This window comes from Cellulomonas sp. P5_E12 (assembly GCF_054049315.1).
The window spans coordinates 1-18,498 of record NZ_JBFUMP010000002.1; the positions used below are offsets into that span (position 1 = coordinate 1).

17 protein-coding genes and 1 pseudogene are annotated in these 18,498 nt (G+C 73.1%); 15 read left to right on the forward strand and 3 right to left on the reverse strand.

Annotation, left to right across the window (positions count from 1 at the left end; translation table 11 throughout):
* The 4 genes and pseudogenes from ACXJKA_RS01410 to ACXJKA_RS01425 all read left to right on the forward strand — a co-directional run.
* Positions 1 to 352: pseudogene (locus tag ACXJKA_RS01410) on the forward strand (DNA polymerase III subunit gamma and tau); the annotation flags it as partial.
* A 102-nt stretch (positions 353 to 454) separates the two neighbouring features.
* Entirely contained in the window at positions 455 to 898 is a 444-nt protein-coding gene (locus tag ACXJKA_RS01415; protein ID WP_456823378.1) for a VOC family protein, read from the forward strand.
* A gap of 10 nt (positions 899 to 908) precedes the next feature.
* Positions 909 to 1,508 carry a recombination mediator RecR gene (gene recR, locus ACXJKA_RS01420; protein WP_456823379.1) on the forward strand — a complete coding sequence of 200 codons (600 nt, stop codon included), beginning with the start codon at positions 909 to 911 and terminating at the stop codon, positions 1,506 to 1,508.
* Positions 1,509 to 1,517: 9 nt separating this feature from the next.
* Entirely contained in the window at positions 1,518 to 2,084 is a 567-nt protein-coding gene (locus ACXJKA_RS01425; protein WP_456823380.1) for a DUF5063 domain-containing protein, read from the forward strand.
* An 84-nt stretch (positions 2,085 to 2,168) separates the two neighbouring features.
* Here ACXJKA_RS01425 and ACXJKA_RS01430 read toward each other — a convergent pair whose 3' ends face one another.
* The 3 genes from ACXJKA_RS01430 to ACXJKA_RS01440 form a co-directional block, all read right to left on the reverse strand.
* Positions 2,169 to 3,275: a hypothetical protein gene (locus tag ACXJKA_RS01430; protein WP_456823381.1), complete on the reverse strand. Its 1,107-nt coding sequence runs from the start codon at positions 3,273 to 3,275 to the stop codon at positions 2,169 to 2,171.
* 71 nt (positions 3,276 to 3,346) lie between these two features.
* On the reverse strand, positions 3,347 to 4,474 hold the full coding sequence (locus tag ACXJKA_RS01435) for an ABC transporter permease (RefSeq protein ID WP_456823382.1): 1,128 nt from the start codon (positions 4,472 to 4,474) through the stop codon (positions 3,347 to 3,349).
* Positions 4,471 to 5,451: an ABC transporter ATP-binding protein gene (locus ACXJKA_RS01440; RefSeq protein WP_456823383.1), complete on the reverse strand. Its 981-nt coding sequence runs from the start codon at positions 5,449 to 5,451 to the stop codon at positions 4,471 to 4,473. Before ACXJKA_RS01440 ends, ACXJKA_RS01435 begins: the two co-directional genes overlap by 4 nt.
* A gap of 199 nt (positions 5,452 to 5,650) precedes the next feature.
* On the opposite strand from ACXJKA_RS01440, the gene ACXJKA_RS01445 reads away from it, so the two are divergent.
* From ACXJKA_RS01445 to ACXJKA_RS01495, 11 genes are all read left to right on the forward strand, one after another.
* Positions 5,651 to 6,925, forward strand: coding sequence for an aspartate kinase (locus ACXJKA_RS01445; protein WP_456823384.1), 1,275 nt, complete (start codon positions 5,651 to 5,653; stop codon positions 6,923 to 6,925).
* Positions 6,926 to 6,929: 4 nt separating this feature from the next.
* The gene (locus ACXJKA_RS01450) at positions 6,930 to 7,979 is read left to right on the forward strand and encodes an aspartate-semialdehyde dehydrogenase (RefSeq protein ID WP_456823385.1); all 1,050 of its coding nucleotides are present in this window, start codon (positions 6,930 to 6,932) and stop codon (positions 7,977 to 7,979) included.
* Positions 7,980 to 8,239: 260 nt separating this feature from the next.
* A complete protein-coding gene (locus ACXJKA_RS01455) occupies positions 8,240 to 8,596 on the forward strand; it encodes a GntR family transcriptional regulator (protein ID WP_456823386.1) in 357 nt (118 codons plus the stop codon).
* Complete coding sequence (locus ACXJKA_RS01460; RefSeq protein WP_456823387.1) at positions 8,593 to 9,480, forward strand: ATP-binding cassette domain-containing protein; 888 nt, start codon at positions 8,593 to 8,595, stop codon at positions 9,478 to 9,480. The genes ACXJKA_RS01455 and ACXJKA_RS01460 overlap by 4 nt, the downstream gene beginning before the upstream one ends.
* Positions 9,477 to 10,217 (forward strand): hypothetical protein, encoded by a 741-nt coding sequence (locus ACXJKA_RS01465; RefSeq protein ID WP_456823388.1) that lies wholly within the window; start codon positions 9,477 to 9,479, stop codon positions 10,215 to 10,217. Before ACXJKA_RS01460 ends, ACXJKA_RS01465 begins: the two co-directional genes overlap by 4 nt.
* 70 nt (positions 10,218 to 10,287) lie before the next feature.
* A complete protein-coding gene (locus ACXJKA_RS01470; RefSeq protein ID WP_456823389.1) occupies positions 10,288 to 11,184 on the forward strand; it encodes an ABC transporter ATP-binding protein in 897 nt (298 codons plus the stop codon).
* 2 nt (positions 11,185 to 11,186) lie between these two features.
* Positions 11,187 to 11,951 carry an ABC transporter permease gene (locus ACXJKA_RS01475; protein WP_456823390.1) on the forward strand — a complete coding sequence of 255 codons (765 nt, stop codon included), beginning with the start codon at positions 11,187 to 11,189 and terminating at the stop codon, positions 11,949 to 11,951.
* Positions 11,952 to 12,194: 243 nt separating this feature from the next.
* Positions 12,195 to 15,491 carry a glycoside hydrolase family 48 protein gene (locus ACXJKA_RS01480; protein WP_456823391.1) on the forward strand — a complete coding sequence of 1,099 codons (3,297 nt, stop codon included), beginning with the start codon at positions 12,195 to 12,197 and terminating at the stop codon, positions 15,489 to 15,491.
* A gap of 129 nt (positions 15,492 to 15,620) precedes the next feature.
* The gene (locus ACXJKA_RS01485) at positions 15,621 to 16,955 is read left to right on the forward strand and encodes a sensor histidine kinase (RefSeq protein WP_456823392.1); all 1,335 of its coding nucleotides are present in this window, start codon (positions 15,621 to 15,623) and stop codon (positions 16,953 to 16,955) included.
* Entirely contained in the window at positions 16,943 to 17,602 is a 660-nt protein-coding gene (locus ACXJKA_RS01490; RefSeq protein WP_456823393.1) for a response regulator, read from the forward strand. The genes ACXJKA_RS01485 and ACXJKA_RS01490 overlap by 13 nt, the downstream gene beginning before the upstream one ends.
* Positions 17,599 to 18,459, forward strand: a complete 861-nt coding sequence (locus ACXJKA_RS01495; protein WP_456823394.1) for a hypothetical protein — start codon at positions 17,599 to 17,601, stop codon at positions 18,457 to 18,459. The genes ACXJKA_RS01490 and ACXJKA_RS01495 overlap by 4 nt, the downstream gene beginning before the upstream one ends.
* The last annotated feature ends 39 nt before the right edge of the window (positions 18,460 to 18,498 follow it).

Here is an 18,498-nt window from a genome sequence, read left to right on the forward strand (position 1 = left end):
GACCGCGGGCGACCGCGCCAACCCCCGCGCCGTGACGCCCGCCGAGGCCGCGGCGTCGTGGGACGACGCGCCTCCTGCGATCGAGCCTCCGGACGACGAGCCCGGAGAGCCCGGCGAGGCCGCCCCGCCGCCGCAGGACCTCGCGCCCGAGCTACCGGGGGCGACGACGGCGCGCGAGCGCGGCATGGCCGCCGCTCGCGAGTCGGCGGCCCGCGTGATCCCCGGTGTGCCCGACGAGCCGTCGCCGGACGACCCGGACATCACCACGTCGAGCCTCGTCGGCGCGCCCCTGGTCGCGCAGATGCTCGGCGGGACGGTCATCGACGAGCAGCTGGACGACGGCACGTCGTGATCGCCGCGCGGTCGGGACGCGTCACGGGTCGGCTCGACGGAAGCCGGACGTGACGCTCTGCCGGTCGACGGGCTCCACCGGCATGCTCGAGGCGGAGGGCGGGTGACCGCCCAGGCGCGCGGAGGCCTGCACCACGTCGAGATCTGGGTGGCCGACCTCGCGTCGGCGGAGTCGAGCTGGGGCTGGTTGCTCACCGAGCTGGGCTACACCGTCCGTGACCGCTGGCCCGTCGGCGTGAGCTGGGCGCAGGCCGCCGGTCCGTACGTGGTGCTCGAGGCCGGGCCGGACGTGGCGTCGGCACCCCACGACCGCCTCCGGCCCGGGGTCAACCACGTCGCCTTCCACGCGGGCACCCGGGCCGAGCTCGACGGGCTCGTGGCGGCGGCTCCGGAGCACGGGTGGTCCCTGCTGTTCGCGGACCGGCACCCGTTCGCCGGCGGACCCGACCACTACGCCGCCTACCTGGAGGACCCGCACGGCTTCGAGGTGGAGCTGGTGGCCACCGACAGGCCCGCGTCCGACGGTCCCGCGCCCTCGACCCCGTAGGCTGGCGGTCGTGTACGAGGGCGCGGTCCAGGACCTGATCGACGAGCTCGGGCGTCTGCCCGGAGTCGGTCCCAAGAGCGCCCAGCGCATCGCGTTCCACGTGCTGTCGGCGGACCCGGCGGACGTCCGGCGGCTCGCCGACGCGCTCACCGAGGTCAAGCTGCGCGTCCGGTTCTGCGAGATCTGCGGCAACGTCGCGCAGGAGCCGCAGTGCCGCATCTGCCGCGACCCCCGACGCTCGCCGCTGACCATCTGCGTGGTCGAGGAGCCCAAGGACGTCGTCGCCATCGAGCGCACCCGCGAGTTCCGCGGCAAGTACCACGTGCTCGGCGGGGCGATCAACCCGATCGCGGGCGTCGGCCCGGACGACCTGCGCATCGCGCCGCTGATGACCCGCCTGGCGGACGGCAGCGTCACCGAGGTCATCCTGGCCACGGACCCGAACGTCGAGGGCGAGGCGACGGCGACATACCTGGCCCGCCTGCTGGTGCCGATGGGCCTGACGGTCAGCCGGCTCGCGTCCGGCCTCCCGGTGGGCGGCGACCTGGAGTACGCCGACGAGGTCACGCTGGGCCGGGCCTTCGAGGGTCGTCGACGGATCAGCGCGTAGGGGATGCAGATGAGCACACCGGCCGACGCCGACCTCCGCGACATCGCGCACGCCGTCGCGACCGAGGCCCGCAGCTACCTGACCACGATCACCGAGGTGGCGGCGGGCGCCAACCCGGACGCGTCGCTCCCGCTGTTGCTGCTCGCGGTGAGCGACGTGCTGGCCGCCGGCGCGCGGCTCGGGGCGACCACCGACGTCGTGCCGGCCGAGCGGTTCGAGCCGGACCTCGGCCCCGACCCGGACGTCGAGCCGCTGCGGGCCAACCTGGCCAACGTGTTCGAGGGCATCGACGAGTACGCCGAGGTGGTCGACCCGCTGCTCGGCGTCGACGTGCAGCCCGCGAGCGTGTCCGGCGACCTCGTCGCGATCGCCGGCGCGCTGGCCCAGGGTCTGCGGCACTACGAGACCGGCGGGGTGCTCGAGGCGCTGTGGTGGTGGCAGTTCTCGTACCTGTCCGACTGGGGCGAGCGCGCCTCGAGCGTCCTGCGCACCCTCCAGACGATGCTGGCGCACCTGCGGCTCGACGTGGAGGATGACGTCGCTGCCGAGGCGGAGTACGACGCCCTGCAGCCGTAACCCCGCCAGGCGACGCGCGGGCATGGTCGCTGAGGCGGAGTACGACGCCCTGCAGCAGTCACCGCGCCAGGCGACGTCCTCCCGTCAGACGCCCACCCGGCGGACTGAGAGCACCAGGCCACCCGCGCCGAGGGCCGCCCAGAACGCGAGCCCCCACCCCCAGAACGGGTCGGCCGCCACCGTCCCCTCGATCTGGAGGTCGGAGACGGCGCCGTAGCACTCGTCCAGCTGCAGCGGCGATCCGGCGCGGAGCATGCGGACGCCATGTCGGAGCCCGTCGAGCGGGTCGACCGCGTGGCTCACGGCGCTGCGCGCGTACGGTCCCGGGTCGGGGGTTCCGGCGGCGTCGGCGACCAGGACGACCGGGTTGACCGCCTGCAGCCACCACGTGCGCTCCGTGTGGGTGATCCGCCGCACCGCCGGCTCGAACCCGCACGTGGGATTGTCGGTGTTGGTCGGGGACGACGCGAGCCGGGTGAACACCTGCACCGGGCCCGTCGTGGTCACCAGGGGCCGGGTGAGGCCGACGAGCACCGGCGTCGCCAGGGCGACCACGACGAACGTGCCGACGGTCCACCGGACGACCCTGGCCGCAGGCCGGCCCGGGGCCACCAGCCCGCGGGCGATCCCGCAGGCCACGGCGACCAGGGCGGCGGCGACGAGCACCACGCGGACCACGGACGCGGCCGGTCCCGCGCCCGCGACCAGGGTGAGCGCGAGGAACGGCACCCCGACGACCACGAACGCGCAGGCGGCCAGCCACGACGCGAGGTAGGCGCCGAGCGCCCGTTCGGCCGGGGCGGCTGACGGGTGGTCGGTCGACGCCGTCGCGGCCAGGGCGGCGCCCACCACGACGCCGCCGGCGAGGATCGTGAACGCGAGGACCGCGAACAGGGTCGGTCCCGCCGACACCTCGAGCCAGGGGAGCTCGAGCGCGGCGGGTCGCGCGCCCGACGCGAGGATCAGGCCACCGGTGGGGGGCCCGGAGTAGCTGACCGTGCCGGGCGTCAGCAGGGGAAGCAGCGCGGTGGCCACGAGCAGGACGCCGGCCAGGAGCGCGCACCACAGGGCCAGCGCGCGGGCCCAGCGCGACGTGCGACGACGACGGCGCAGCTCGACCGCCGCGACGGCGCACACTCCTGCCGCCGTTGGCCGTCGCGCCGCCGGTGCGGCGGCCTCGGTGCTCGACATCGGCACACGGTAGGGCCCGCGGCACCGGCGCCGACGCGCGTCCGGGTGGCCGTCACCCGACCGGCCCAGGGTCAGGCGACCCGCGTACCCCGGGCGAGGGTGCGCGCCGGGACGCGGAGCCGGCGGACCGCGACGACGAACCCGCCGCCGCCCAGCAGCACGAGCGCGGCCAGCCCCCACGGCCACACGGGCGCGTGGGAGACCACCCGCGGGGTGTTGTCGCTCAGGGGGTCGATCCAGCACTCCTGGAGGGGCAGCTGCGGCCCTGCGCGGAGCTCACGGACGCCGTCGCGGATGGCGCCCAGCGGGTCGTTGCTGTTCGGCGACCGGGCGTCGTACTCCGCGGTCCCGGCCGCGTCGGCGACGACGACGAACGGGTTGAGGCCGAGCAGCCACCACGTGCGCTCGGTGTGCGGGACGGACCGCTCCTGGGTCTGGACCGTGCACTCCGCGGTCCCCTGACCGTCCCAGTCGGGGGGCACCGTGTTCACCTCGACCTGCTGCGTCGCGGAGATCGACGGGTACGTCACCCCGAAGAGGATGAGCGTGAGCAGGGCGAGCCCGGCGACCGAGAGGAACGTGAGGACCGTCGACCCGGCCGTGCGGGTGGTCAGCGCGGAGAACCCGAGCCCGATGCCGCAGACCGCCGCGAGGATGACTGCGACCACGACGACCACGCGGACCAGTGCCATCCCCGGGGTGCCCCCGAGCGCCAGGGCGAGCGCCAGGAACGGCAGGCTCGCGACGAGGAACGCGCACGCGGCGGCCCAGGCGGCCAGGAGCTTGCCGGCCGCGATCTCGGCGGGCGTCAGGAGCGTGACCTGCAGCGCCGCGAGGGTGCCCGCGTTGCGGTCGCCGTTGATCCCGGTCGAGGCGAGCGTGGGCGTCACGAGGAGCCCCAGCCCGAGCACGAGGAACGTCACGGCGCCGAACAGCAGCGGTCCCTGCGACGTCCGGCCGGACGCGCCGCCAGGGGCGAGGTTGCTCAGCGCCCCGGACGTGAGCAGCGTGATGCCGCCGACGACGACGAACCACACGATCAACGCGACGACCCACCGGGTCGAGCGCACGCGCTGCCGCAGCTCGAGCACGGCGACGGTGCGGACGCCGTGCCACGTCAGCCCCCATGTCCCCGACCGGGGTGCGGGCGGGGGAGTCGTCGACGGCTCGTGCTCGAGCTCGACCTCGGACATGGTCATCGCCGCTCCTCCTCGAGGGTCAGGTAGGCCCGTTCGAGCGCGCCGCCCGCGGGGACGAGGGACACCAGCGGAACGCCCGCCGCGACGGCGTCACGCACCAGGCGCGCGGCGCCCTCCTCGCCGTCGACGTCGAGCAGCACACCGCCCGCGCCGGTCGGCGAGACCGGTGCGTCGTCGGGCCGCCACGCCGCGCCCGCGCTGGTCAGCCAGGTGGTCAGGGCCTCGCGCGAGAGCGCGCGAACGTGCCAAGTCCTCGTCGGCGACGCGTCGACGACCGGGACGACCGTGCGGCCCTTCGACAGGAACACCGCGTCGTCGGCCATCTCGTCCAGCTCCGAGAGCACGTGGCTGGAGACCAGGATCGTGCGGCCTTCGTCGGCAAGCCTGCGCAGCAGGATCCGCAGGTCGACGCGCGAGCGGGGGTCGAGGCCGCTGGCGGGCTCGTCGAGCAGGAGCACCGACGGGTCGTGCACGAGCGCGCGGGCCAGGCCGAGCCGCTGCTTCTGGCCGCGGGACAGGACGCTGGCCGGGCGGTCGGCGTACTCGGTGAGGTGGACGGTGGCCAGCAGCTCGGTCGCCCGCCGGGCCGCCGTGGCCGCGTCGAGCCGGTAGGCCGCGGCGAACGTCAGCAGCACCTCGCGGGCGGTCAACGAGTCCCAGGTGCCGAACGTGTCGGGCATCCACCCGGTGCGCGCCCGAGCGGCCGGGCCCTGCGTGACGGGGTCGAACCCCCCCACCGTCACCGACCCGGTGTCCGGCACGAGCAGTCCGGCGAGCACGAGCAGCAGGGTGGTCTTGCCGGAGCCGTTGGGGCCGACGAGGGCGGTGACCGCCCCGGCACGCGCGGTCAGGTCGACGCCGTCGAGCGCCTTGACCGACCCGAAGGCGCGGTGCAGGTCGCGTACCTCGATGCCGTCGCGCGCGGCGGCAGGAGGCGGCGGGGCGGTCGCGGTGTCGTCATCGACGGTGCTCGACATGGCGACAACCTAGGACCCCCCGGGGCTCCGGCGGCGCGTCTCCGCCGCGGAACTCTGTGCAGGTGCTGTGGAGGCACCCGATCGGGTCAGCGGGGGATCCTGAGCGCCGAGGATCCGGCATCTGAAACTCGCTGCCCACCTGATGGGCACGCACGTACACTCGCCCGGTCCCGTCCCGAGCCCGCGAAAGACCTGTCCCGTGGCCCTGATCGTGCAGAAGTACGGCGGTTCCTCCGTCGCCGACGCCAGCAGCATCAAGCGCGTGGCCAAGCGGGTGGCCGAGGCCAAGCGCGCCGGCCACGACGTCGTGGTCGTCGTCAGCGCGATGGGCGACACGACGGACGAGCTCATCGACCTGGCCCAGCAGGTGACGCCCCTGCCGCCGCAGCGCGAGATGGACATCCTGCTGACCGCCGGCGAGCGCATCTCGATGTCGCTGCTGGCCATGGCGATCCACAACCTCGGCGTCGACGCCAAGTCCTTCACCGGGCAGCAGGCCGGGGTGATCACCGACGAGGCCTACGGCAAGGCGCGGATCATCGACGTCACGCCCAGCCGCATCCGGCAGACGCTCGCACAGGGGTCGGTCGCCATCGTCGCCGGGTTCCAGGGCGTCAACCCGTCGACCAACGACGTGACGACGCTGGGTCGGGGCGGCTCGGACACGACGGCGGTCGCTCTCGCCGCGGCGCTCAAGGCCGACGTCTGCGAGATCTACACCGACGTGGACGGCGTGTTCACGGCGGACCCGCGCATCGTGCCGAACGCTCGCAAGCTCGACCGGGTCGGGTACGACGAGATGCTCGAGCTCGCGGCCAGCGGCGCCAAGGTGCTCGTGCTGCGCTGCGTCGAGTACGCCCGGCGCTACGGGGTACCGATCCACGTGCGTTCGTCGTTCAGCACACACAAGGGCACGCTGGTGACCGACCAGCCTGCAGACGAGGGAGAGACCGTGGAGCAGCCGATCATCGCCGGCGTCGCGCACGACCGCAGCGAGGCCAAGATCACGGTCGTCGGCGTCCCCGACGTTCCCGGCAAGGCCGCGCGGATCTTCGAGGTCGTCGCGGGGGCCGGTGTGAACATCGACATGATCGTGCAGAACGTGTCGGTCGCCGCCACGGGCCTGACCGACATCTCGTTCACGCTGCCCGCCACCGACGGCGCGGCGGGTACGGCGGCCCTGACGGAGCACCAGCCCGACATCGGCTTCCAGTCGCTGCAGTACGACGACACCATCGGCAAGCTCTCGCTCATCGGCGCGGGCATGAAGTCGCACCCCGGGGTCTCGGCGCGGTTCTTCGCCGCGCTGTCGGACGCCGGCATCAACATCGAGATGATCTCGACGTCGGAGATCCGCATCTCCGTGGTCACCCGTGCCGACTCGCTCGACGAGGCGGTCCGCGCGGTGCACACGGCGTTCGACCTGGACACCACGGAAGACGAGGCCGTCGTGTACGGCGGGACGGGACGGTAGGGCCATGGGACTGAACATCGCGGTGGTCGGCGCCACCGGCCAGGTCGGCGGCGTCATGCGCCGCCTGCTCGAGGAGCGCGACTTCCCCGTCGCCTCGATCCGCTACTTCGCGTCCGCGCGCTCGGCCGGCACGACGCTGCCGTGGAAGGGCACCGACGTCGTCGTGGAGGACGTGTCGACGGAGGACCTCTCCGGCATCGACGTCGCCCTGTTCTCCGCGGGCGGCGCGGCGTCCAAGGTCCACGCGCCCCGGTTCGCCGCCGCGGGTGCGCTAGTCATCGACAACTCGTCGGCGTGGCGTCGCGACCCCGAGGTCCCGCTGATCGTGTCCGAGGTGAACCCGGGCGCGCTGTCCGGCGCGGTCAAGGGCATCATCGCCAACCCGAACTGCACCACCATGGCCGCGATGCCGGTGCTCAAGGTGCTGCACGACGAGGCCGGCCTCAAGCGCCTCGTCGTCTCCACGTACCAGGCCGTGTCCGGCTCGGGCCTCGCGGGGGCCGACGAGCTCGACAGCCAGATCCGCGCCGCCGTCGAGCAGGACACGCTGGCGCTGGTCCACGACGGCTCGGCCGTGACACTGCCCGCGCCGGTGAAGTACGTCAGGCCGATCGCGTTCGACGTCATCCCCCTGGCCGGCTCGATCGTCGACGACGGGCTGAACGAGACCGACGAGGAGCAGAAGCTCCGCCACGAGTCCCGCAAGATCCTCGACATCCCCGGCCTGCTGGTGTCCGGCACCTGCGTCCGCGTCCCGGTGTTCACCGGCCACTCGCTGTCGATCAACGCCGAGTTCGAGCGCCCCATCACGCCCGAGCGCGCGGCCGAGCTGCTCGCCGACGCCCCGGGGGTCCAGCTGACCGACGTCCCGACGCCGCTGCAGGCCGCCGGCCAGGACCCGTCGTTCGTCGGCCGACTGCGCCGGGACGAGGGCGTCGAGGGCGGTCGCGGCCTCGCGCTGTTCATCAGCAACGACAACCTGCGCAAGGGCGCCGCGCTCAACGCGGTCCAGATCGCCGAGCTGGTCGCCGCCCAGCGCCTCACCACCGTCTGACGCACCACCCGCAACGTCCGAGCGGACGGAGGCCCTGACCCCCGTCCGCTCGGACGTTGCTGTGTGTCTGCACCGTCCGCACATTCGCGCGCCCTGACGACCGGATCTGCGGACGTTCCCCTGGGCAGGAGCACTCGTCCGCACTTTCGAGCGTCCCGACGACCGGATCTGCGGACGTCCGCGGGGCAGGGGGGTCTTGTCGGCGGCCGTGGTTCTGTGGTTAGTTGGTCATGTAATGAACCAGGGAACGGAGGCGCGCGGTGTTCGACGGGCGTGACCCCCTCTACGTGCAGATCGCGGACCAGATCCGCGCCGACGTCATGTCGGGGGCTCTCCGGGCGGAGGAGCAGGTCATGTCCACCACGCAGTACGCGACGACGTTCCGCATCAACCCCGCGACCGCCGCCAAGGCGTTCACGGAACTGGTCGACGAGGGCGTCCTCTACAAGCGCCGCGGCATCGGCATGTTCGTCGCGGCGGGCGCCCGGGAGAAGCTCCTGGCCGAGCGCCGGCAGAGCTTCTTCGCCGACGTGGTCGACCCGGTGCTCGAGCAGGCGCGCATCCTGGGCATCGGCGTCGACGAGATCATCCGCAGACTCCAGGAGGGACCGCGATGAGCGGCTTCGGCGTCGAGGTCCGCGACCTCACCGTCCGCTACGACAGGACGACCGCGCTCGAGGCGGTGTCGTTCGGCATCCGCCCGGGCGTGATCACCGGCCTGCTGGGTCGCAACGGATCGGGAAAGACGACCGCACTGTCGGTGGTCGCGGCCTTCCGGCGCCCGAGCGGCGGGTCGGTGCTGGTCGATGGCGAGGACCCGTGGGAGAACGATCGCGTGCTGGCCGGCACATGCCTGATCCGGGAGAGCGGCGACGTGCTGCTCGACCGACCGCTGCGCGAGACGCTCGACTTCGTCGCGAACCGTCGACCACTCTTCGACCGGAACCTCGCCGATCGACTCGTCGACACCTTCGAGCTCGACCCGAAGACTCAGCCCCGCCGGCTCTCGCGCGGCAAGCGATCGGCCTTCGGCGTGGTCCTCGGCATCGCGAGCCGCGCGCCGCTGACGCTGCTCGACGAGGTCCACCTGGGCATGGACGCGCCCTCGCGGTACGCGTTCTACGACGCCCTGCTGGCGGACTGGGTGGAGCACCCGCGCACGATCGTGCTCTCGAGCCACCTGATCGGCGAGATCGAGCGGCTGCTCGAGGACGTCGTCGTCCTCGACCGAGGCACGGTGCTCACCATCGCCGACGCGGACACGCTGCGCTCCAGCGGGTTCACGGTCACCGGGCCGGCCGAGTCGGTCGCGAACTTCGTCGCGGGCCGGGACGTCGTCGCCCGCCAGCAGCTCGGCCGCACCGCGCAGGCGACCCTCGTGGGCGCCCAGCCCGACGACCGAGAGCGCGCGCGGGCAGCCGGCCTGGACCTCGGCCCGGTCGCGCTGCAGGACCTCTTCGTGCACCTGACCGAGCGGACCACCACGGAGGTGACCCGATGAGCATCGCCACGAGCTCCGTGCCGACCCGACGGACCGTGCGCGCGACCGCCCAGTGGATGCTGACCGTCCACCTGTTCATCGCCGCGTGCTTCTGGGGGATCGCGATCGTGGTCCTGGCACTGGTGATCGCCATCATCGACCAGGTCGGCGCGGCGAGCACCAGCGTCGTCGCCTTCAGCCGGCAGGCCGCCATCTGGCTCCCGTTCTCGATGTTCATCGGTGTCACGGCCGCCTACCTGCCCGTGCACGTGGCCACGGGTCTCACCCGGCGGGTCCTCTCGCTCGGCGCGCTCGTCGCGGCGGTGGTGACCGGGCTGGTCAACGGCGTGGTGTTCGCCGTGCTGCTCGTGATCGAGCGCGCGGTGTTCGGTGCGCTGGGCTGGCGGTGGAACGTCGTGGACGACGTCGTGTGGTCCGGGGCCGACGTCCCGGAGTTCTTCGTCGCCAGCTGCGTCACCTTCGTCGTGGCCTACGTGTCCGGGCTGCTGGTCTGCCTCACCTACCAGCGCCTGGGCGGCTGGTGGGCGACGCTCGCGCTGCCCCTCACGGCCGGCCCGATCTTCGTGGTCTCGGCGCTGTTCTCACAGAACACGGGCCCGTTCGCCACGGCCGGGTGGCTCGGCGGTGGGCAACCGGTCCTCGTTGCCCTCTCGGCGAGCGCCCTGATCGCCGCCGCGATGGCGTTCGTCTTCGATCGGCTCACGCGGGGAGTGCCCGTGCCCAGCCGCACCTCCTGATCCCCACACCCTCGGACGGGACCGGCCGCGCGCCGTTCCCGCGGCACCTCACACCCTCAAGGAGCGCACCATGTCCGTCATCCAGGTCGAGCACCTGCACAAGAGCTACGGCAACACGGTCGCGGTCGACGACGTGAGCCTTGAGGTCCACCGCGGCGAGATCTTCGGCGTGCTGGGCCGCAACGGCGCCGGCAAGACGACGACGGTCGAGATCATCGGCGGGCTGCGGAGGCCCGACGCGGGCACGGTCCGCGTGCTGGGTCTCGACCCGGTGCGGGACCGGGCGCGGCTGCGGGAGGTGGTCGGCCTGCAGCTCCAGGAGAGCCAGCTCCAGCCGAGGATCGCCGTCCGCGAGGCGCTCGACCTGTACGCGTCGTTCTACCCGGACCCCGCGGACCCGGCCGCGCTCCTCGACGAGCTCGGCCTCACGGACCGGGCCGGCACCCGCTTCGAGCAGCTGTCGGGCGGCCAGAAGCAGAGGCTCTCGGTCGCGCTCGCCCTCGTCGGCAACCCGCAGGTCGCGATCCTCGACGAGCTCACCACGGGTCTGGACCCGCATGCGCGCCGCGACACCTGGGACGTGGTGGAGCGCATCCGGGCGCGCGGGGTCACGATCGTGCTGGTCACGCACCTGATGGAGGAGGCGGAGCGGCTCTGCGACCGGATCGCGCTCATCGACGCGGGCCGGGTGGTGGCCACCGGCACGCCCACCGAGCTCGTGGCGCGGGCCACCGTCGAGCAGGTGCTGCGCTTCCGCCCGTCCGCCCCCGTGCCTCCCGGGCTTCTCGACGGCCTCGGCGCCACGACCGAGCGCGACGGCGAGCTCGAGGTCCGGGGCCGCGACAACGTCGTGCAGGACGTGCTCGTCGCGCTCGACCGGCACGGCATCCGGCCGGAGAACCTGCGCCTCGAGCAGAGCTCGCTCGAGGACGCCTTCGTCGCACTCACGAGCCCCCTGGAGGTCTGATCATGTCGCCCACGCACGCCCTCACGCGCCTCACGGTCGTCGAGTCCCGCCTGTACGTGCGGGACCCGTCCGCGGCCTTCTTCGCGATCCTCTTCCCCGCCGTCCTGCTCACGGTGCTCGGCCTCGTGATGCCGTGGGCCGACCAGCCGTTCGACGTCACCGACCCGGTCCTGTCGCAGGTCAACGGCATCACCGGCTACACCCCGACCGTCCTCGCGCTCGCCGTCGCCACCGTCGCGCTGTCCACCTTCCCGACGGCGGTCGCGACCTACCGCGCGCGCGGCGTGCTCAAGCGGCTCTCCACGACGCCGGTGCCGCCGTCGCGGGTGCTTGTCGCCCAGGTGCTGACGAACCTCGCGGCGCTGCTGGTGGCGGCGGTCCTCATGTACGTGCTCGGCGCCGCCCTCGTCGGCGTCGCTGCGCCGGCCGAACCGCTCGTCCTCCTGCTCGCCCTGGTCCTCACGGTGCTGTCGGCGTTCGCGGTCGGGGCCGTGATCGCGGCCCGGGCGCCGACGGCCGCCGCCGCGACGGGCTGGGGCATGGGCGCCTACTTCGCGTCCCTCTTCTTCGCGGGCGTCTGGCTTCCCCTGCCCCTGATGCCGCCGACCCTGCAGACCATCGCGGGCTTCACGCCGCTCGGCGCGGGCAGCGAGGCGCTCGCCGCCGCGTGGTTCGGCCAGCCGTTCCCGACGCAGCCGCTCCTCGTCATGGCGGTGTGGGCCCTCGCCGGCATCCCGCTCGCCTCGCGCCTGTTCCGGTGGTCCTGACCCGGGTGGTCGCGCTCCCATCGAATCGTTTAGGAGTCTGGACGCCGGCTGTGCGCGGCCGGAAAGTGGGCGGCGACCCGATCGTCGCCTGCCCGGAGGTCCGCACCGTAGCGGACAGCTCCGGCACCGGCGGTCAGTTCCTTCGTGCACCTCCGTCACCGCTCCCGCGCGCCCGCGTGCGGGGCGCCGGGCCGTGCCCGCGGCGTCGCGGGGGCGTGCCCGACAGCCAGAAAGGTACGAATGATGTCCTCATCGACCCGACGGCGAACTGCCTGGGTGGCCACGGCCACCCTCAGCGCAGCGTCGCTCCTGGCCATCTGCGGGATCCAGCCCGCCATGGCCGCGACCGGGGCGGCAGCCGCGCTGCCCGCCACGGTCACCGTCCCCGCGGCCGCGCCGCTCGCCGCCGCGGTCCCGGACGGCGAGTACACCCAGCGGTTCCTCACCATGTACACCAAGATCAAGGACCCGGCGAACGGCTACTTCAGCGCGCAGGGCATCCCCTACCACTCGGTCGAGACGCTCATCGTGGAGGCGCCCGACTACGGCCACGAGACGACGTCGGAGGCCTACTCCTACTGGCTGTGGCTCGAGGCCCTGTACGGGCAGGTGACCCAGGACTGGGCCCCGCTCAATCACGCGTGGGACACGCTCGAGAAGTACATGATCCCAACGAGCGCGGACCAGCCGACCAACTCGTTCTACAACCCGGCGAGCCCGGCGACGTACGCCTCGGAGTTCAACAACCCGAACCAGTACCCGTCGGCCCTCAACAGCGGCGTCACCTCCGGCCAGGACCCCATCGCCGCCGAGCTCAAGTCGACCTACGGCACGTCGGACGTCTACGGCATGCACTGGCTCGCGGACGTCGACAACAAGTACGGCTTCGGCGCCACGCCGGGCGCGGGTTGCGAGCTCGGCCCGACAGCGACCGGCTCCTCCTACATCAACACCTTCCAGCGCGGCCCGCAGGAGTCGGTCTGGGAGACCGTCCCGCAGCCGTCGTGCGAGGAGTTCAAGTTCGGCGGCACCAACGGCTACCTCGACCTGTTCACCAAGGACTCGTCGTACGCCAAGCAGTGGAAGTACACCAACGCGCCCGACGCCGACGCTCGCGCGATCGAGGCCGTCTACTGGGCCAACCAGTGGGCGACCGCGCAGGGCAAGCAGGCCGACGTCGCCGGCACCGTGGCCAAGGCCGCGAAGATGGGTGACTACCTGCGGTACGCGCTGTTCGACAAGTACTTCAAGACCATCGGCTGCACCTCGCCGTCGTGCCCCGCGGGGTCCGGCAAGAGCAGCGAGCACTACCTGCTGTCCTGGTACTACGCCTGGGGCGGCGCGCTCGACTCGTCGGCCGGCTGGGCCTGGCGCATCGGGTCCTCGCACGCGCACTTCGGGTACCAGAACCCGCTCGCCGCGTGGGTGCTGTCGACGGACGCGGCCCTGACGCCGAAGTCGCCGACCGCCAAGACGGACTGGGGCACGTCGCTCACGCGGCAGCTCGAGTTCTACAAGTGGCTGCAGGCTCCCGAGGGCGGGATTGCCGGTGGCGCCACCAACAGCTGGGACGGCGCCTACGCGACGCCCCCGGCCGGCACGCCGACGTTCTACGGCATGGCGTACACCGAGGCCCCGGTCTACAACGACCCGCCGTCGAACCAGTGGTTCGGCATGCAGGCGTGGGGCATGCAGCGCGTCGCTGAGCTGTACTACGCGTCGGGCAACCCGCAGGCCAAGGCCATCCTCGACAAGTGGGCCCCGTGGGCCGCGGCCAACATCACGGTCAGCGGCACCACCTGGTCGATCCCGTCGGAGCTGACCTGGACGGGCAAGCCGGACACCTGGAACTCGGCCAACCCGGGCGCCAACACCGGCCTCAAGGTCGCCATCAAGAGCACCGGCCAGGACGTCGGCGTCGCCGGTGACCTGTCGCGCACGCTGCTCTTCTACGCGGCAAAGTCCGGCAACACCGCCATCCAGGCCAAGGTGAAGTCGCTCCTCGACGCCATCTGGGCCTCGAACCAGGACCCCCTGGGCGTCTCGGCGCCGGAGACCCGCACGGACTTCGCGCGGTTCGACGACCCGTACGTCTCGGGCGGCAACGGCGTCTACATCCCCGCCGGCTGGACCGGCACGATGCCCAACGGCGACGCCATCAAGCCGGGCGTGAGCTTCCTCGACATCCGCTCCTGGTACAAGCAGGACCCGCAGTGGTCCAAGGTCCAGGCGTACCTGGACGGCGGCGCCGCGCCGACGTTCAGCTTCCACCGGTTCTGGGCCCAGACGGCCATCGCCGGCGCCATGGCCGACTACGACCGGCTGTTCCCCGGTACCGCGCCTGCCGACACGGTCGCGCCGAGCGTCCCGACGGGCCTGCTCGCCGGCGCCACCACCGCGACGTCGGCCACGATCTCGTGGACGGCCTCGACGGACAACGCGGGTGGCTCCGGCGTCGCCGGGTACGACGTGTACCGCGGCACGACGAAGGTCGGGTCCTCGACCACCACGTCGTTCACCGAGACGGGTCTGACGCCATCGACCGCGTACTCGTACACGGTCCGGGCCCGCGATGTCGCCGGCAACGTGTCGCCCTCGTCGGCGGCCCTGTCCGTCACCACGAAGGCCACGCCGACCGACACGACCGCGCCGAGCGTGCCCACGGGCCTCGCCGCGAGCACGGTCACCCAGAACAGCCTCACGCTGTCCTGGTCGGCGTCGACCGACAACACGGGCGGGTCCGGTCTGGCCGGGTACGACGTCTACCGGGGCACGACGAAGGTCGGCTCCACCACGACGACGACGTACTCCGACACCGGCCTCACGGCGGCGACGGCGTACTCGTACACCGTGCGGGCGAAGGATGTGGCGGGCAACGTCTCGGCCGCGTCGTCGTCGCTCTCGGTCACGACGCTGCCGGCGACGACCGCCGACACGATCGCCCCGTCGGTGCCTTCTGGCCTCGTCGCGACGACCGTCACGGAGACCAGCGTCGCCCTCACGTGGACCGCGTCCACGGACACCGGCGGCTCGGGCCTCGCCGGGTACGACGTCTACCGAGGTACGACGAAGGTCGGCTCGCCGACCGCCGCGTCGTACACCGACAGCGGCCTCACGGCGGCGACGGCGTACCAGTACACGGTCCGGGCACGGGACGTCGCGGGGAACATCTCCGCCGCGTCGTCGGCCCTCTCGGTGACCACGAAGTCCCCGTCGACCACCAGCTCGTGCAAGGTGACCTACACCGCGAACAGCTGGAACACGGGCTTCACGGCCTCCGTCAAGGTGACCAACACCGGCACCGCGGCGCTGAACGGCTGGACCCTCGGGTTCTCGTTCGCCAACGGCCAGCAGGTCACGCAGGGCTGGAGCGCCGACTGGTCCCAGTCCGGCACGGCGGTCACCGCGAAGAATGCGGCGTGGAACGGCACCCTCGGGGCCGGTCAGAGCACCGACATCGGGTTCAACGGCTCCCACACGGGGACCAACACCAACCCGACGTCGTTCACGCTGAACGGTGCGGTCTGCGCCATCGGCTAGTCGCACGACGAGCGGGCCGGTCCTCCGCGCGAGGGCCGGCCCGTTCGTGCGGGGTAGGGGCAACCCCACCCCGGCCCCGTGGGTGGTCAGGCTGTCTGGCAGGAGCCCCGGACCCCTAGCGTCACTGTCATGAGCTCCCCGACGCCCCCGAGCAGCGTGTCCGACGACCTGCGCGTCGTCGCCCCCGCGTTCACGGACCTGCGCTCCCTGGTCGCCGCCCCCGTGTCCGTCGCCACCTGGCGCGGGATCTCGCAGATCGTCGTCGGCTCCTTCGTCATCCTCGTCGCCGCGATCGGTCTGACGGTGGCCCTGTCGCTGTCGCTCTCCCTGGTCGTCCTGTTCGTCGGCATCCCGATGCTGGTCGCCACGCTGTGGGCGGGCCGCCCGTTCGCCCGGCTCGAGCGGGCCCGGCTGCACGCGCAGCTGGCGGTGGAGATCTCGACGCCCACCTACCCGCGGCGCGACGGCACGTGGGCCTCGTGGTGGGCCGTCCTGTCCGACAGCCGCACGTGGGCGCACGTGGCCTACGTGGTGGTCGCCGGCCTGCTCCTCACGCTGCAGAGCGTCCTGGTGACGGTCGCGGGCGGGTTCGCGCTCGGCGGGCTGGCCTACCCGGTGATCGCCGCGGCGGGTGGCCTGCGCCACCCGCCGATCCCGCTGGTGCTCATGGTCCCGGCCGCGCTGGCGTGCGCGTGGCTCGCCGCCCTGGCCACCCAGGCCGGGTCGCTCGCGATCGTGCGGTGCGCCCGGTCCCTGCTCGGCGCGTCGCCGCGGGCCGAGGCCGTCGAGGCGGCCCGGCAGGCGCAGGCCCGCGCGGTGCAGGCCGAGGGTCGGGCCGTCCAGCTGCGCGAGACGCGCACGGCCGCCGTCGGTGCCGCCGACGACGAGCGCCGCCGGATCGAGCGCGACCTGCACGACGGCGCGCAGCAGCGGCTGGTCGCCCTCGGCGTCGAGCTGGGCGCCGCCAAGCGGAAGGTCTCCAGCGACCCCGAGGCCGCTGCCGCCCTGGAGCACGCGCACCGCGAGGTCAAGGAGACCCTGGCCGAGCTGCGCGACCTGGTCCGCGGCATCCACCCGGCCGTCCTCACCGACCGCGGCCTCGACGCCGCGCTGTCTGCGCTGGCCGCGCGCAGCCCCGTGCCGGTCCGCGTCGACATCCCGGACCCGCCGTCCCTCACCCGCGCGAGCACGTCAGCACAGGCCGCCGCCTACTTCGTCGTCGCCGAGGCGCTCACCAACGCCGCCAAGCACGCCGACGCGCACCAGGTGGTGGTGACCGTGACCGCCGACGACACGCTCCGACTCGTCATCGCCGACGACGGACGCGGGGGAGCGCATCCGACGCCCGGCAGCGGGCTCGAGGGCCTGCGCAGCCGCGTCGCCGCCCTCGACGGCACCTTCGACCTGGACAGCCCGGCCGGAGCCGGCACCCGACTCACCGTGGAGGTGCCGTGCGCATCGTGATCGCCGAGGACTCGGTCCTGCTGCTCGACGGCCTGACCAGGCTGCTCGTGGCGGAGGGTCACGAGGTCACCGGCTACACCACCGCCGACGACGTCGTCGCGGCCCTCGGGCCCGACGACCGGCTGCCCGACGTGCTGGTCACCGACGTCCGGATGCCGCCGTCGCACACCGACGAGGGCCTGCGGGCGGCGGTCCACCTGCGCAGCCTGCACCCCCGGCTGCCGGTCCTGGTCCTGTCGCAGTACGTGGAGCAGCGGTACGCCCGCGAGCTCTTCGCCGGCGACGTCCGCGGCCTCGGGTACGTGCTCAAGGACCGCGTGGCCGACGTGGACGACTTCCTCGACGCCCTGGCCCGCGTGGCCGGCGGCGGCACCGTCATCGACCCCGAGGTCGTCGCCCAGATCCTCGCCCGGGCACGCCGCTCGGGCCTCGAGACCCTCACCCCGCGCGAGCGGGACGTGCTCGGCCTCATGGCGGAGGGCCGCTCCAACGCGGCCATCGCCGACCGCCTCGTCGTCGGCCTGCCGGCCGTCGAGAAGCACGTGACGTCCATCCTCACCAAGCTCGACCTCCCGCAGGCCGCCGACGACCACCGCCGCGTGCTCGCCGTCCTGCGCTGGCTCGAGCACGAAGGAGACCACTCATGACCACGACCCTGGAGCGCCCACCCGTCACCCCGCCGCCAGCGCGCACGCCGGCCGCCCGCGCGCTGACCTGGACCGGCGCGATCATCGGCGCGGTCCTGCTCCTGTCCGCCGGGTACAGCGCCGTCAACCTGCTCGTCCTCGGGTCCGACGACGCCACGACCGTCTCACGGACCGCGTCCTACGCCGCGACGTCCGTCGTGGAGCTGGTCGCCGACGGCCACGTCTCCGTGACCACCGGTGGCGATCGGGTCGAGGTCGAGCGGACCGCGCGGACGGCCCTGACCACGGCGCACTACTCGGCCTCGACGGTCGGCGACCACCTGCGGGTGCAGTACCGCTGCACCTGGTGGCGTCCCGGATTCTGCTCGGCGTCGCTGGACGTGACCGTGCCCGACGGGACGTCCGTGATCGTGCGCGCCAGCGACGGGTCCGTCACCGCGACGGCGCTCCGCGGGCCGCTCGACGTGCACGTCAGCGACGGCACCGCGCAGGTGTCGGACATCGACGGCGACGTGACCCTGCGGACCTCCGACGGCGACACCGACCTCAGCAACATCCACGGGAACGTGGTCGTGAGCTCGGCCGACGGCGCCGTCACCATCGGCGACGTCTCCGGGTTCGTCGACGCCCGCTCGAGCGATGGCCCCATCGACATCTCCGGCGTGCGGGGGGACGTCGACGCCCATGCCAGCGACGGCGACGTCACGGTGTTCGGCACCGGGGTGCCCGTCGCCCTCGACATCTCGGCCTCCGACGGCCGGCAGATCGTGGAGGGCCCGGTCGATCCCACGTCGTCGGTGCACGTCCGGATCCGCACCAGCGACGGCGACGCCGCGTACCTGGGACCGCGGGGCTGAGCCCACGAGAAGGGCCCCTGATCAGCAGATCTGCTGATC

What these genes read in the sequence shown, in the direction of transcription:
- ACXJKA_RS01425 (WP_456823380.1), top strand. Translation starts at nt 1,518, where the DNA reads ATGAGCACACCGGCCGACGCCGACCTCCGCGACATCGCGCACGCCGTC.
- ACXJKA_RS01430 (WP_456823381.1), bottom strand. Translation starts at nt 3,275, where the DNA reads ATGTCGAGCACCGAGGCCGCCGCACCGGCGGCGCGACGGCCAACGGCG.
- ACXJKA_RS01435 (WP_456823382.1), bottom strand. Translation starts at nt 4,474, where the DNA reads ATGACCATGTCCGAGGTCGAGCTCGAGCACGAGCCGTCGACGACTCCC.
- ACXJKA_RS01440 (WP_456823383.1), bottom strand. Translation starts at nt 5,451, where the DNA reads ATGTCGAGCACCGTCGATGACGACACCGCGACCGCCCCGCCGCCTCCT.
- ACXJKA_RS01450 (WP_456823385.1), top strand. Translation starts at nt 6,930, where the DNA reads ATGGGACTGAACATCGCGGTGGTCGGCGCCACCGGCCAGGTCGGCGGC.
- ACXJKA_RS01460 (WP_456823387.1), top strand. Translation starts at nt 8,593, where the DNA reads ATGAGCGGCTTCGGCGTCGAGGTCCGCGACCTCACCGTCCGCTACGAC.
- ACXJKA_RS01465 (WP_456823388.1), top strand. Translation starts at nt 9,477, where the DNA reads ATGAGCATCGCCACGAGCTCCGTGCCGACCCGACGGACCGTGCGCGCG.
- ACXJKA_RS01470 (WP_456823389.1), top strand. Translation starts at nt 10,288, where the DNA reads ATGTCCGTCATCCAGGTCGAGCACCTGCACAAGAGCTACGGCAACACG.
- ACXJKA_RS01475 (WP_456823390.1), top strand. Translation starts at nt 11,187, where the DNA reads ATGTCGCCCACGCACGCCCTCACGCGCCTCACGGTCGTCGAGTCCCGC.
- ACXJKA_RS01480 (WP_456823391.1), top strand. Translation starts at nt 12,195, where the DNA reads ATGTCCTCATCGACCCGACGGCGAACTGCCTGGGTGGCCACGGCCACC.
- ACXJKA_RS01485 (WP_456823392.1), top strand. Translation starts at nt 15,621, where the DNA reads ATGAGCTCCCCGACGCCCCCGAGCAGCGTGTCCGACGACCTGCGCGTC.
- ACXJKA_RS01495 (WP_456823394.1), top strand. Translation starts at nt 17,599, where the DNA reads ATGACCACGACCCTGGAGCGCCCACCCGTCACCCCGCCGCCAGCGCGC.